The sequence below is a fragment of the Streptomyces sp. NPDC051217 genome (genome assembly GCF_044455465.1).
GTDB lineage: Bacteria > Actinomycetota > Actinomycetes > Streptomycetales > Streptomycetaceae > Streptomyces.
The window spans coordinates 984,065-996,786 of sequence record NZ_JBITEV010000001.1 but is presented as its reverse complement, the minus strand read 5'-3'; the positions used below and the strand labels follow the sequence as shown (position 1 = coordinate 996,786).

Sequence of the window (12,722 nt, the reverse complement as noted above, 5' to 3'; positions counted from 1 at the left end):
GACAGGTGGCCTTGAGCACCACCTACACCGCTGGGGCCAGACGGACCACGACGTCGAACCAGCCGGCCTCCAGGCGCTTCAGGGACATCCCGCGCCGGCCGATCAGGTGATCGACGAGTGCGGTGGTGAGATAGCCCATCAGGGTGTGCGCGAGGAGTTCGATGTCACGATCCGCGTTCACCTGGCGCAGCAGCGTGGCGATGTGGGTGGTCCGAAGAATGTATGGCGGGGTCGTATAGAGGCGGTCGGTCTCCGCGTGGGCGGCCAGATAGAGGTCGCGGTGGGAGCGTTCGTGGCGGATGACGGCCGGCCCGAAAGCCCGAAGCCGTTCCATGGCGGGCGCGTCGGGCCCCAGCGGTGGTGGGCCGGTGAGGAAGGCGGCCTGGAGCCGTTGCTCGTGGTGATCCAGGAGTGCCTGCACGAGGCCGGCCCGGTCCCCGAATCGCCGGAAGACGGTGCCCTTACCGACCCCCGCGGCAGCGGCGACTTCCTCCATGGTCACGTTCGCGACTCCACGTTCCGCGGCGAACCGGGCCGCCACTTCCAGCAGTCGAGCGCGATTGCGCGCCGCGTCGGCCCGTAGCCGCGGCTGTTCGCCGAGCAGGAAGACGGACTGGACCGCGCCGTGCCGCCCGAACTGTGGGGCAAACTGCGCGCCGCTGATGTCCTCGGGTCTGGCGCGGAGGAGCGCTTCGAGGAAGACGAGGAATTCAACCTGGGCGGTCGGGCCGCCATCCCCGTCATCGTGGAGCACCCGCAGGTCTCCAGGGCGGGAGTTCGAGTTCGAGGCGGCGATGGGGCGGTGAGTGCTTCCTCACCCCACTGGCGGTGACGGGCCCGCTCCGTGCCGCACCCCGCCAAGACACCCCCGCAGCCGACATCAGCCGAAGCCACCCAGGTCACCACCGACGACTGATCACACGGCTTGGATGAGGACCAACCTATGCCTCCCCAACCGGCAACTGGCCGGCAGGCGGCGTGGCGTGTGAGTGAGTGAGCACGCGGAACGCCTCGGTATGTAACGAGGTTCGCCCTTTCTGTTCAGTGGTCCTTCATTTGCTGATCGCCCTGGTTAACAAAGCTCCGTTCGTCGCCCCCCTGACACACCTGGCCCCGCAGAAAGACGAAGCACCGTGCCCCTTCCTTCCCTGGACAGACGGAAGTTCCTGACTCTGACGGGTGGCACCCTCGGTGCCGCTATGACGTCTCAGCTCCTCGGAACCCCGGCTCAAGCCGATACGGCTGAACTCGACCCGGCACCTTTCACTCTCGGCGTCGCCTCGGGCGAACCCGACGACGAGAGCGTCGTGTTGTGGACCCGGCTGTGCAACGACCCCTTCGACGTGGAGACCGGTGGCATACCGGCCCAGCCCGTCACCGTGCGCTGGGAGCTCGCCCGCGACGAGGACTTCAAGCACGTCGAGTGCTCCGGCGAGGTCACCGCCGTCCCCGAGTCCGCGCACACGGTCCACGCCCTCGCCGAGGACCTGAAGGCGGACCGCTGGTACTGGTACCGCTTCCAGGCCGACGGCGTGTACAGCCGCACCGGGCGCACCCGGACCCTGCCCGCGCCGGGCACGGCCGCCGACAGGATGCGCTTCGCCTTCGTCTCCTGCCAGGCGTGGGCGGGCGGCCCGTACCCGGCTTACCTCGACCTGGCCACCCAGGATGTCGACTTCGTCGTTCACCTCGGCGACTACATCTACGAGACCAGTAATGGCTCCCTGGAGGAGTTCCGGCGGCTGTACGCCCTCTACAAGACCTCTCCGGACCTGCGGGAAGCCCACGCCCGGTTCCCGTTCTTCCACACCTGGGACGACCACGAGGTCCAGAACAACTACGCCGCCGACGCCCCGGGCGGAGCGGGCGACGGCAGGCCGTTCCTCGACCGGCGCGCCAACGGCTACCAGGCGTTCTACGAGCATCTGGCGATGCGGACGGAGCAGCGTGCCGCCGGCCCCGACGCGCTGATGTACCGCACGCTCAAATACGGCCGACTCGCCCAGTTCAACGTGCTGGACACCCGTCAGTACCGCAGCGACCAGGCGCTCGGCGACGGCCGCAAGGAGCCGACCGGCGAGGTCTACGACGAGTCGCGCACCATGACCGGCCCCGAGCAGGAACGCTGGCTGCTCGATCAGCTCGACGCGTCCCCGGCCCGGTGGAACGTCATCGCGCAGCAGACCATCATGGCCGCCTTCGACTACGACCTCGGTCCGGGCCAGGTCGTCAACCTCGATCAGTGGGACGGTTATCCGGCCGCCCGGTCGCGCATCCTCGACCACATCGCGAAGCGCAAGCCGTCCAACCCGGTCGTCCTCAGCGGCGACTGGCACACCCACTGGGTCAACGACCTCAAGACCGACTTCACGGACCCCGCCTCGCCAGTCATCGCCACCGAGTTCGTCGGAACGTCGATCTCCTCCGGTGCGGGCTGGGACAACGATGTCCGCCAGGGGCTCGCGGCGAACCCGCACGTCAAGTTCTACAACGGCGGTTACCGCGGCTACGTCCTGTGCGACGTCACCGAGGACCGGTGGCGCAGCGACCTGAGGATCGTGCTGGACTCCCGGGACGCCGTGTCCCCGGCGTACACCATCGCCTCCTTCGACGTACACGACGGTGTCTCGGGGGCGCGGCGGCGCCGGGACGGCGGTGACGGACTGGTGGGCAGGGTCGTGGACCGGTCCGGGAGGCCGCTGCGAAACGTCGCGGTCACGGTCACCGACCTTGAGGGGACCCGTATCGCGGGTACCACGACCGACCCGTCCGGCGAGTTCATCGCCTTCGCCCCCGCGGGCACCTACCAGGTCATCGCCAACGGCGTCGGCTACGAACCCGAAAGCCGCGAGGTGACGATCCGCCGTAACGGCTCCACCGCGCTCGACCTGCGGCTGGACCGGACCACGGCAGCGTACGCCGCGACCGGACGCACTGTGCCGGGCCCGCAGTCCGAGGCCACCACCTCGGACATCATCCTCGGCAACGATCTGCTCGCCCTCGCGGTCTCGGCCGGTTCCAGCGACGGCCAGCTGCCGAACGTGACGGTCGGCAAGCCCCGCGACCTGGCCGCCGTCGGCCACCTCGACCAGCTCGACTGGCTGAACCTGCCCTACGCGTCCACGGCCCGCCCGCGTGGCGGCAACGCCTGGCAGCAGCTCACCGTCAGGTCCGCCGCCGTGGACATCGTCCGCGCGGGTGGCACCAGCGCGGTGGTCCGTGCGGTCGGCGCCGGTACGCAGGTACCCGACCTGGACGTGGTGACGACGTACACCGTCACGCAGGGCGAGCCCTGGGTCCGCGCGGAGAGCATCTTCACCAACCGGGGTACGGCGGAGCAGACCTTCTGGACCGGGGACGTGATCGACCACGACGGTCTCGGCCAGCGCACCGGTGTCCCCGGAACCGGCATCATCACCGCCGGAACGCCCGCCGACTTCACCCCGACCGCGCCGTGGATCGGCATGACCGGCCTCGACGGCCAGACGTACGGCCTCGTCTATGAGGACACCGCGTTCACGGTCTACGCCTGCGGCATCTGGGTCATGAGCCAGCGTCAGGTCACCCTCCCGCCGGGCGGGACCTTCACCCTGCGCCGGCGCATCGTCGCCGCCGACAGCCGGGACTCGGCAGACCCCTTCGCCCTCCTCGACCGGCTGTGACAGCGCGTCACTGCAGCCCGGCCGACGCGACGGCCGACGCGACGGCGGGCGAGCCCGGACCGCCCCGGCTGGTATCCACGACTCAATCACTGTGACGATACGTCGCCCCTCGGGCGGCACCGGAGTCCGGTGCCGCCCGAGGATGTGCCGTCGTCCTCCATGGCAGGCGTCGGCACCAGCGGACGTGCTCGCACACCGAGACTTCCGGGATGCGGGCGTGGATGATGTCGGCGAACGGTCGTAGTCGCTGGGCACCTGGCGCTTGTAGCCACAGCCGTGTCCACCGGGACGATGAGTTCCAGCACGCTCGCCAGCCTGTACACCACCGGCCGGACGCCACCGCGACCGGCGTCGATCCTCGAGTGGGAACGGCTGGGACACCTCCGCCGTGCAGTCCTCTCACACCCGTCAACGAAATCACCTGACGGCACCCCGTCGGCTCTGCCACGGATTAAGAAGCTGTGCTTCTCACCGCCTGCGTTTTCTTCTGTTGGACCGTGCGACCGAGCCGCCCTGAGCATGGACGAGCACGTCACCATCGCAGTCAAGGAGTAAGACGGGCATGAAATCGACCTCGCTCGGCTCGACCGGGCTTCACGTCTCCCGCATCGCGTTCGGCACCTGGCAACTCGGCGGCCAGTGGGGGAGCTTCGACGAGAACCGGGCCATCGCGGCCATCCGGGAAGCCCGCGAGCTCGGAATCAACTTCTTCGACACCGCCCAGGCCTACGGCTTCGGTGAGTCGGAGCGCTTGCTGGGCAAGGCCCTGCGCCCGGAGATCACCGGGGACCGGGACAGCGTGGTGATCGCCACGAAGGGCGGTGTCCTGCCGGAAGGCGGGCGTGACGCATCCGGCGATTACCTACGGCAGGGTGTGGAGCGGAGTCTGCGCAGCCTCGGAGTCGAGACCATCGACCTCTACCAGGTGCACTGGCCCGACCCGACGGTGCCCGCCGTGGAGACGGCAGCCGTGCTGCAGGAACTGGTCGACGAGGGAAAGATCCGATTCGTCGGGGTCTCCAACTACGACGCCCGGGAGATGGCCGAGTTCGCCGCGGTCCGCCCGGTGGACACCCTCCAGCCGCCCTACCACCTCTTCCGCCGCGGCATCGAGACGGAGATCCTGCCCTACACGATGGAGCACGGCATCGGCGTCCTCGCCTACAGCCCGCTCGCCAGCGGATTGCTCACCGGCAGCATCCACGAGAGCACCATGTTCGAGGAGAGCGACTGGCGAAGCCGGGCGACCGCCTTCACCGGCGAGACTCTGAAGCGCAATCTGGCGGTCGTACGGCGACTCGCGGACTTCGCCGAAATGCGCGGGCTGACGGTGGGACAGCTGGCGATCGCCTGGGTGCTCAACCAGCCCGGGGTGGACGTGACCATCGTGGGGGCCCGCAGCAGCGCCAACATCAAGGCCGGCGCCATGGCCGCCCACGTGGAACTCAGTGCTGAGGACCTCTTCGTCATCGCGGAGCTCACGGCCGACGCCGTGCCCATCGAGGGTGCGACACCCGAGGGGGTGGTGTGATCCCGTGTCCTTGAATGACCGGCCTTCGGGCCGGACCCCGGGGCTGCGGCTCCTCCGGGACCCGCCCGGAGGACGGACCGCACTGATCAGCCACGGCCCGTGGCGAGGCCGGGCACAAGGCTCAGCAACCGCTGCGCGGCCGGACTCGTCCCGCCCTGGCCGGGGACGACGACGGCGGAGCGCCACACCGGACCGTCCTCGCCGCTCAGCGGCACCGCGCTCAGCTCCGCAGCCTGCGGTTTGTCCGCGATGTGTGCTGGTACGAGGGCCAGCCCGAGCCGGTGCCCGACGAGATCGAGGAGGCTGTGTACGTCGTTGACCTCCAGGGCGACCACACGTTCCACCCCGGCCGCCGCGAAGGCACGATCGGACAGTGCGGGCCGCACTGACGCAAGGGCTCTGCACCCCGGCAACCCTCGTGTTCATGGGTGTTCGGCGGTCAGGCCGCCCAGTACCCGGTGGACACCCCTGTCGCCTCGAAGACGAAGGCAAACTTCGTGGCGTCCCTCACGTCGGTGGCGATAACCGTCCACACGCCCCTGCGAGCCAGCTTGAAGTCGTCCTGGCACTGGGTGCCGCCACTCGAAGGAACGAAGCACACTCTGATGTAGCGGTCGGCATTCGTCTTGATGTTGATGTCCGCGCAGTTACTGGTCGTTCGGAAATGGCCGTTGCCTATGTTCGGCAGGAACGTCGAGTCGGCCGGTTTGCTGTAGCTGTGGGCGCTCCCGTAGCAGGTGGCGGCGCTGGCGGTGGAGGCGCTTCCGATGAGCGCCGTGCTTGCGAGGGCCGTGGTGACGACGAGACTGCTGATCTTCCTGTGGATACTCATGCATTCCCCCTGCTTGACCACTCTGGGCTGACCACGACTCAACGCGACCAGCAGGTGGCGTCCTGTAGTACAGACGGTCGTGTGCGGTATCTGGCGAGGCGTTCAGCAGAAGTATCGAGTGAACGGATAAACGGCTGATGAACGGGGATGTCTGATTCCCTTCGTACCGTCCCACCCGCCGTCGAGGCTCTCCTTCACCACCAGGTCGGCAAGCCCAGCGCGCAGCTGCGCGAGCAGTTCGGCCGGAGCTCCCGGCGCGGGAGCGTACGGCGTGAGGGGTGCGTGGTCGGGCTGCGCGTTCCGCGGCGAGACCTCTTCTTCGTGTGTGCCGAGGCGCTGTAGTTGTCACCGACGGCACCGAATAACCTGCGAAGGAACCAGGTCGAAGCAGCCGGACTGTCACCAGAGAGGTGCTGTAGTTGTCACACACAGCCGATCGCCGGTCTTCCTGTCACGGGGCGCAGTGTGACCCGCGACGACCTCATCGCCATGCTCCGCGAACAGACCCCGGCATGCGGACCTGCACGCGACACCTTGATCGCCGGGGGTGACTTCGTCGTCTGGGACGGCCTGGTCCCCGCCAACCGGCACGCGGGCGTCTTCCGACGGCGAATGCGCCACTCCCTGAGGCGTGGGCACACGATCGATGGCCGTGCCGACAGCGTCGACATCCTCAGGCGGGCCGGGGAAGAGCCGCTTCGTACCGGAAGCATCGACGCGGTGGACAAGTCGTCGGTGTTCACGATCTTCCTGAACTCCACGGCGACAGTAGTGGTGGCCTGCTGCGGCGGGCGCCGACCCACCACCATGGAGGCGGCCGACGCCCCCGAGTGACAACAAGCCTGCCTTTGTGCCAACTGTCGTGCTTCGGCTCAGGCGGGGAATTCAGCGGTCGTATATTCGCTCCTTTTCAGTAGTCCAGATCGAGGTAGTCAATGTCGTTGATTGCCACCTCCGACCGTCCCATGGCGCGCCCGCCGTCGTCCTGGCACCGCGAGTACGGGAAGCTCTTGGCCGTCGACGTCCGCACGAGCTGATCGCGCCGTCGTACCTGAGCGGCATCATCGCCCGGCAGGATCCGAGGGCGGTGTACGTGCTGGGGCAGCCGGGGGCGGGCAAGCTGGTGTCCTCGCCCATGGTCAAGCGGGCGATGCGGGCGGGCGCCACCCGTCTGGAAGGTGACGACTTCAAGGCATCGCATCCGGACCACTTCCAGCTGCTCAATGATGATCCGCGCAACGCCGGGGCGGCGGTCCGGGCGGATTACCGGGCCTGGTTCGCGCGGGCCGAGGCGTACGTGCGCGACCGGCGTGGCGACGTTCTCATCGAGGCCGCGCCCGGCAGCGCCCAGGAGTTCCTGGGCAGCGTGCTGCCGTTCGCGGGCGCTGGCTACCCGGTGGAGCTCGTGGTCCCGGCCGTGCGTGCGGCCGACAGCCGGCTCGCCACCGCCCTGCAGATCGGTGTCAGCGGACGGTTCACCACCGAGTCCGGGCATGACCAGTGCTTCGGAGCCCTCGCCGACGTCGTTGTTCTTGCCGAGCGGCATCCGGCGATCAACGCGATCACGCCGGGCGCTGCCCCGTCACCGCTGGGAGCTGGACGCCATCGCGGCCCTCGCACGCCCGCTGATGCCCTCCATGATGCAGCCGCCCCGCCTCGGCCAGGGGCCCGCACAGGCGACGATGAGCGAACCTTCTCTTGCGTTGGGCCGCTACGCGGCCAGAGCACGAAGGCCCTGAGCGCTTCCGACGCTGCCTACCTCGGGCCGCCGCGGCGGCACTCGGCAGGTTCTACCCAGGCTCTACTTCGATGCCCTCGCCACCACTGGGTACGTCGGGCTACTCCAGGATGTCCAGCTCCGGGAGCATCCACGATCTTCATCGTCTCCAGGCTGACCGTGACGACTCGCTTTGCTCTTCGTGTCGACCGTCGCCTGGAAGCGATCGATGATCCACTCGATCGCGGAACGGGCGTCAGCCGACCTCTCGATGCGTCTCGCTGAAATGTGGGCAGAGTGGCATGGACGTAGTGGACCTCTGGCTCTTCTGGGATGCGACGTTGGCCCGAGTAATGTGACCGCGTGTCTGTTCAATCACATGGTGAAGAGGAAGCCGAGCGCGTCGCAGTGGCTTGGCGGGCTGTGACCGACTGGCTTGCCGAGCACGCCCCCACTTCGTACGCCTCCCTCCTGCCGCCCGCGACGGACGAAGAGATCGCCACCGCCGACTCCCAGCTGAGGCAGCACCTCGGGTTCGGGCTGCCCGTGGAGCTGGGCGCGCTGTGGCGACTGTGCGGTGGTGTGGAGCACCAGGACATCGAGGCCGACGAGCAGGGCGAGATCTTCTCCGGGGAGTTCTTCCCGGACGGGCTGCTTCTCTCGCCGGCCAAGGCGCTGGGGCCGCGCCTTCCCGGGCCGGGGACGGAGGACTTCTGGGGCGCCGAGGTGGTTCCCTGGCTCACGGGGGACGACGAGGACGCTCCGCTGCAGGGCTCCTACATCGGCGCCCGTGGTGTCGGGAAGTGGTCGTTCGAGGACAACCCGGCCGGCACGCCCGATTACCCGTCGATGGCCGTCTACCTGGAGAGCGTTCACCGCACGCTGAACGTAGGGCCTGCGAACCTGATGGGCTCCGATGTGCCCGGCGTCGTGTGGGGCTGCCTGATCTGGGACCGTCCTCAGGGGTCCTGGCTGACGGATGCCGCCGGGCACTGGAGCCCGGTTCACTGACCAAAGCGGTCCCCGCCCGGATCCGGGCGGGGACCGTCAAGGATTACTTGCTACGGCTTGGCCATCGTGCAGAGCAGTGCAGCCTTGGACGGGTCACACGCCTTGAACCAGGCATTGCCCGGGTCGAGGGTGTAGGCGTCGCCGTCCAGAACCCGGAACGTCTTGATGAATGTTGGGTCGGTGAACCCGAACTTGTTCATCGATCCGGAGTTCACCTTCAGCGACATCGACGACCGGCCGCAGTTCTCTGCGAACGTCGGGGCGTCGTAGCGGGTGTCATCGAGCAGGTGCTCACTGCCGTCGTCGGTCTTGGCCGCAACGGTCTGGATGCACTCGCCGCCACCGTTCGCACCAGCGGTGTTCATCCCGCCGTTCACCAGGGGCGTGCCGGGGGATTGGTAGGTGGAGGAGAACGGGAACTCGTCGCAGGAGATCGCTTCAGCGGCGCCTTCGGTGATCTCCGGGTGCAGGGCCGTCCAGGGGTGCTTGAGGAACGGCTTGCTGGGAACCCATCCGTCCGTGCGCTTGGACCGGGACTTGGAGCACATCACCTTTTCCCGGTTGTTATCAGTGTCATAGCCGGTCGCGTTTCGATTCTGGGGCGGCAGGTAGGTCAGTGGATCGGAGCGGTTCTTGCCGCTTCCCTTGACCTTCGACTTGTTCTGGATCAGCCAGGCATGCGCCGCGGCGGCCGGGTACTTGCCGGTGTTGAACTTGTACTGAGGGAAGTACTGCGGCAGCACACAGCCGGGGTCGGCGCCGTTCGCCGTGACCTTGTCGCAGCGCACGTCGATGCGCGGAGAGCGGAACGGAGTGTGAAAGGTGTCGTCTTTCTTGCCCCCGCCGGCTCGTAGTAGGTGTCGAACTGGCCGATGAACCAGACCGGGAGCCCCTTCGACAGGTCGACGTCCCGGGAACCGGTGGCGCTGTTGACCGAACCGTCCCACTTGTGGCCGGCCGTTCCGGTGGCTGCCGCAGGACATCAGCCCGCTCGTTAGGGCACCCTCCTCTTACAGACCGCCTCGCCTTCCGCGAAATTGCGACTGAGCGTGCGAGCTGCCCTGGTCAGGAGTCCGGACTGGGGTCAGGGTAGGAGGTCAGCACGAGGTCGATGAGGGCTTTGGCCGCGGCGGACGGGCGACGGTCGGCCGCGGTGATCAGCGAGGGCACGAACAGCGGTGCCGGCCGCACCCTCCGCAGGGCGACACTGCGCGAGCCCGATGCCACTGACGCGCTCAGAAACGCGAATCCGAAGCCCGCTCTGACGAGTTCGACGACTGTGGGGATGTCGGCCACTTCGACGGCGACCACGCGCCGCAGACCGTTTTCCTGGAACAGCCGGTCGACGCTGAGGCGGGTGCCCCATCCGGAGGGAACCTCCACGAACGGCTCGCCGTCGAGCTCGCTGAGCGCGATGACCTTGCGCTTGGCGAACGGGTGGTTGTCCGGACAGGCCAGCAACATCGGCTCGGACGCCAGCGGGCGCACCGTCAGGCCAGGCGGATAGTCACTGGGCAACGCGGCGAAGGCCAGGTCGAGTCTGCCATCGATCACCTGGTTGACCAGTTCGACGGACCCGCCCAGGGCGGCGCTCGGGATGATCTGGACCTGCGGGCGTTCCTGGTGGTAGCGGGTCAGCACGGCGGCCAGGTCGATCAGGGTCATCGAGTGCATGATGCCCACCCGCACCGAGCCGCGGAGGCCCCCGTGCACGGCGGCGACGGCGTCCCGCGCGGCGTCCGCCGCGGACAGTGTGTTGCGCGCCTCGACGAGGAGCGCCCGGCCGGAGTCGGTGAGCTCGACGTGGTGCGTGGTGCGATCGAACAGCCGACTGCCGAGCTCGCGTTCCAGTGACCGGATCGAGACGGACAGCGCCGACTGTCCGAGATGTGCGCGGGCTGCGGCGCGAGTGAAGCTGCGTTCCTCGGCGACGGCGATGAAGTGTTCCAGGTGCCGCAGCTCCATGTCATGCCCCGAATCAATGACTGTCTTCGGAATTCTTTGTTGGACAGCATAACCGCAAGGCAGAAGGCTGAAGGGGCTGGGCGTGGCAACGGGCTGCGGCCATCAATCGTCTATCGCGACAAGGACACCTTCATGTCTTCCGTCCTCAGCGCCGGAGGTGAACGGGCCGGGGTGGAGCATCTGCACCCTTCGCACCCGCGACGCCGCCGACACCACTCGTTCGGTTTCTGGGCCGCGACGTTGGCCTTCCTGGTGAACATGGGTTTCTCGGCGGTCCCGACGCCGCTGTACGTGCTGTACCAGCAGCGCGACCACTTCTCCACGATCATGCTCACCGTCGTCTACGCCGTGTACGCGGTCGGGGTGATCGCCAGCCTGTTCCTCGGCGGTCACCTGTCCGACTGGGTGGGGCGCAAGTGGATATTCGTGCCCGCGCTGCTGCTCAACGTGGTCAGCGCACTGATCTTCCTGTTCGCCCCGAGCCTGCCCGGACTGATGGTCGCGAGGGTCATCTCCGGCATATCCATCGGTCTCACGACCGCCACGGCCACCGCGTACCTCGGTGAGCTGCATATCGGGGTGCTCGGCGGCGACACGAGCTCGCCGCGCCGCGCCCAGGTCGTCGCCACCGCGGCCAACCTGGGCGGCATCGGCGTCGGCCCGCTGGCCGCCGGCCTGCTGGCCGAGTACGCGCCGCAACCGCTGCGCCTGCCCTACATCGTGTTCGCCGCCGTGCTGCTGGTGCTGGCCCTCCTGGTCGCGGTCTCGCCGGAGACCGCGAACCGGCCGGTTCCGGCTCCGCGGTACCGGCCGCAGCGGATCGCCGTACCGCGGCACGCTCGCGGAATGTTCTTCGCCGCCACCGCCGCGGGCCTGGCTGCGTTCTCCGTCTTCGGCGTGTTCAACTCGCTGGCTCCGAGTTTCCTGGCCGGCACCATGCACCAGGAGTCGCACGCGGTGGCCGGCGCGGTGGCATTCGCCGCATTCGCAGCGGGCGCCGTCGCACAGATCGCACTGAGCCGGGCCGGCCTGCAACTGACTCTCCGCGTCGGCCCGTTCCTCCTCATCCCGGGCCTCGCGCTCCTCGCGGGCGGGATGTGGCTGCCGAATCTGGCGACGTTCGTGATCGGTGGCGTGCTCACCGGCGCCGGTGGGGGCCTGGCCTTTCGGGGTGCGCTGACCGCCGCGGGGTCGACCGGCCCGCCGGAGTCACGGGCCGAGGTGCTCTCCGGCTTCTTTCTCGGCGGGTACATCGGGCTGTCTGTTCCGGTCGTGGGGCTGGGCATCGCCACGCAGTACGTGTCGGCTCGCCTGGTGATGCTGGTGTTCGTGGTGTTCGTTGCCGCCGCCGTGGTGCTGTGCGTCCGCTCGGTGCTCGCGCAGCACTCCCAGGGCGACACGGGGGTGCGACCCGAGTGACCTGGTCGCCGACAAGGGTGACCTGGTCGCCATCAAGAAGGGCGACTCCATCATGCCGTGGAGCAGCCGCGCGTGCGCCCGAAGGGGGAACCGCCATGACCACCACCAATTCACCCCGGCCGGCACCTCTTGGGCCGGCTCCGACGGAGAGGGCACTGCCCCCACACTTCTGATGCGGTCCGACACGAACGAGGTGCGCCCGGTCAGGAGCGAATGGAGCAGGACCAGCCTGGGCACAGCCTGGACACCATCGCCCAGACCGTCGGCCTCAGCACGCGGCACCTCAGCACGCGGCACCTCAGCGCCCGGTTTCACCGGGAGAGGGGCATGACACCGGGCCGGTACCAGGAGTCCCTGCGCATCGAGGCCGTTCGGGCACTTCTGGATGCGGGCGACGATCCCGTCGAGACGGTCGCGGCAACATCCGCTCCGCGCGTCCCCGACCGCCTATATCAGGCGCGGTTTCGTACGACTGTGGTGGACGTCCGGGTCTGATTGTCGCGGCCGGAAAGCATACGATGGATGTATGCCTGGACAAAGCTCCATGTGCACCAAAGGATCCGTTACGTCCCCGAATGTACGTCG

The 12,722-nt window shown here is 68.2% G+C and carries 13 protein-coding genes; 8 read left to right on the top strand and 5 right to left on the bottom strand.

The window, feature by feature from the left end; genetic code table 11:
• Window positions 1–22: 22 nt before the first annotated feature.
• Window positions 23–754, bottom strand: coding sequence for a TetR/AcrR family transcriptional regulator (locus ACIBBB_RS04495; RefSeq protein ID WP_398978547.1), 732 nt, complete (start codon window positions 752–754; stop codon window positions 23–25).
• Between the two features lie 445 nt (window positions 755–1,199).
• Between ACIBBB_RS04495 and ACIBBB_RS04490 the strand changes: the two genes are divergently transcribed.
• Both ACIBBB_RS04490 and ACIBBB_RS04485 read left to right on the top strand, forming a co-directional pair.
• Window positions 1,200–3,662, top strand: a complete 2,463-nt coding sequence (locus ACIBBB_RS04490; RefSeq protein ID WP_398978545.1) for an alkaline phosphatase D family protein — start codon at window positions 1,200–1,202, stop codon at window positions 3,660–3,662.
• Between the two features lie 562 nt (window positions 3,663–4,224).
• A complete protein-coding gene (locus tag ACIBBB_RS04485) occupies window positions 4,225–5,193 on the top strand; it encodes an aldo/keto reductase (RefSeq protein WP_398978543.1) in 969 nt (322 codons plus the stop codon).
• Between the two features lie 86 nt (window positions 5,194–5,279).
• Here ACIBBB_RS04485 and ACIBBB_RS04480 read toward each other — a convergent pair whose 3' ends face one another.
• Both ACIBBB_RS04480 and ACIBBB_RS04475 read right to left on the bottom strand, forming a co-directional pair.
• A complete protein-coding gene (locus tag ACIBBB_RS04480; protein ID WP_398978541.1) occupies window positions 5,280–5,579 on the bottom strand; it encodes a LysR substrate-binding domain-containing protein in 300 nt (99 codons plus the stop codon).
• Window positions 5,580–5,632: 53 nt separating this feature from the next.
• A complete protein-coding gene (locus ACIBBB_RS04475; protein WP_398978539.1) occupies window positions 5,633–6,025 on the bottom strand; it encodes a hypothetical protein in 393 nt (130 codons plus the stop codon).
• A 147-nt stretch (window positions 6,026–6,172) separates the two neighbouring features.
• Here ACIBBB_RS04475 and ACIBBB_RS04470 point away from each other — a divergent pair, with 147 nt between their 5' ends.
• From ACIBBB_RS04470 to ACIBBB_RS04455, 4 genes are all read left to right on the top strand, one after another.
• On the top strand, window positions 6,173–6,367 hold the full coding sequence (locus ACIBBB_RS04470) for a hypothetical protein (RefSeq protein WP_398978537.1): 195 nt from the start codon (window positions 6,173–6,175) through the stop codon (window positions 6,365–6,367).
• A 123-nt stretch (window positions 6,368–6,490) separates the two neighbouring features.
• Window positions 6,491–6,859, top strand: coding sequence for a hypothetical protein (locus ACIBBB_RS04465; RefSeq protein WP_398978535.1), 369 nt, complete (start codon window positions 6,491–6,493; stop codon window positions 6,857–6,859).
• Window positions 6,860–6,875: 16 nt separating this feature from the next.
• The gene (locus tag ACIBBB_RS04460) at window positions 6,876–8,027 is read left to right on the top strand and encodes a zeta toxin family protein (protein WP_398978533.1); all 1,152 of its coding nucleotides are present in this window, start codon (window positions 6,876–6,878) and stop codon (window positions 8,025–8,027) included.
• Window positions 8,028–8,165: 138 nt separating this feature from the next.
• Complete coding sequence (locus tag ACIBBB_RS04455) at window positions 8,166–8,753, top strand: hypothetical protein (RefSeq protein WP_398978531.1); 588 nt, start codon at window positions 8,166–8,168, stop codon at window positions 8,751–8,753.
• A 50-nt stretch (window positions 8,754–8,803) separates the two neighbouring features.
• On the opposite strand, the gene ACIBBB_RS04450 is transcribed toward ACIBBB_RS04455, so the two are convergent.
• Together ACIBBB_RS04450 and ACIBBB_RS04445 are read right to left on the bottom strand one after the other, a co-directional pair.
• Window positions 8,804–9,541 carry a hypothetical protein gene (locus tag ACIBBB_RS04450; protein ID WP_398978529.1) on the bottom strand — a complete coding sequence of 246 codons (738 nt, stop codon included), beginning with the start codon at window positions 9,539–9,541 and terminating at the stop codon, window positions 8,804–8,806.
• A 277-nt stretch (window positions 9,542–9,818) separates the two neighbouring features.
• Entirely contained in the window at window positions 9,819–10,718 is a 900-nt protein-coding gene (locus ACIBBB_RS04445) for a LysR family transcriptional regulator (protein ID WP_398978527.1), read from the bottom strand.
• A gap of 132 nt (window positions 10,719–10,850) precedes the next feature.
• On the opposite strand from ACIBBB_RS04445, the gene ACIBBB_RS04440 reads away from it, so the two are divergent.
• Together ACIBBB_RS04440 and ACIBBB_RS04435 are read left to right on the top strand one after the other, a co-directional pair.
• Complete coding sequence (locus ACIBBB_RS04440) at window positions 10,851–12,137, top strand: MFS transporter (RefSeq protein ID WP_398978525.1); 1,287 nt, start codon at window positions 10,851–10,853, stop codon at window positions 12,135–12,137.
• 213 nt (window positions 12,138–12,350) lie between these two features.
• Window positions 12,351–12,632 carry a helix-turn-helix domain-containing protein gene (locus tag ACIBBB_RS04435; RefSeq protein ID WP_398978523.1) on the top strand — a complete coding sequence of 94 codons (282 nt, stop codon included), beginning with the start codon at window positions 12,351–12,353 and terminating at the stop codon, window positions 12,630–12,632.
• Window positions 12,633–12,722 lie beyond the last annotated feature (90 nt).

What these genes read in the sequence shown, in the direction of transcription:
- ACIBBB_RS04490 (WP_398978545.1), top strand. Translation starts at nt 1,200, where the DNA reads ATGACGTCTCAGCTCCTCGGAACCCCGGCTCAAGCCGATACGGCTGAA.
- ACIBBB_RS04485 (WP_398978543.1), top strand. Translation starts at nt 4,225, where the DNA reads ATGAAATCGACCTCGCTCGGCTCGACCGGGCTTCACGTCTCCCGCATC.
- ACIBBB_RS04475 (WP_398978539.1), bottom strand. Translation starts at nt 6,025, where the DNA reads ATGAGTATCCACAGGAAGATCAGCAGTCTCGTCGTCACCACGGCCCTC.
- ACIBBB_RS04470 (WP_398978537.1), top strand. Translation starts at nt 6,173, where the DNA reads ATGTCTGATTCCCTTCGTACCGTCCCACCCGCCGTCGAGGCTCTCCTT.
- ACIBBB_RS04445 (WP_398978527.1), bottom strand. Translation starts at nt 10,718, where the DNA reads ATGGAGCTGCGGCACCTGGAACACTTCATCGCCGTCGCCGAGGAACGC.
- ACIBBB_RS04440 (WP_398978525.1), top strand. Translation starts at nt 10,851, where the DNA reads ATGTCTTCCGTCCTCAGCGCCGGAGGTGAACGGGCCGGGGTGGAGCAT.
- ACIBBB_RS04435 (WP_398978523.1), top strand. Translation starts at nt 12,351, where the DNA reads ATGGAGCAGGACCAGCCTGGGCACAGCCTGGACACCATCGCCCAGACC.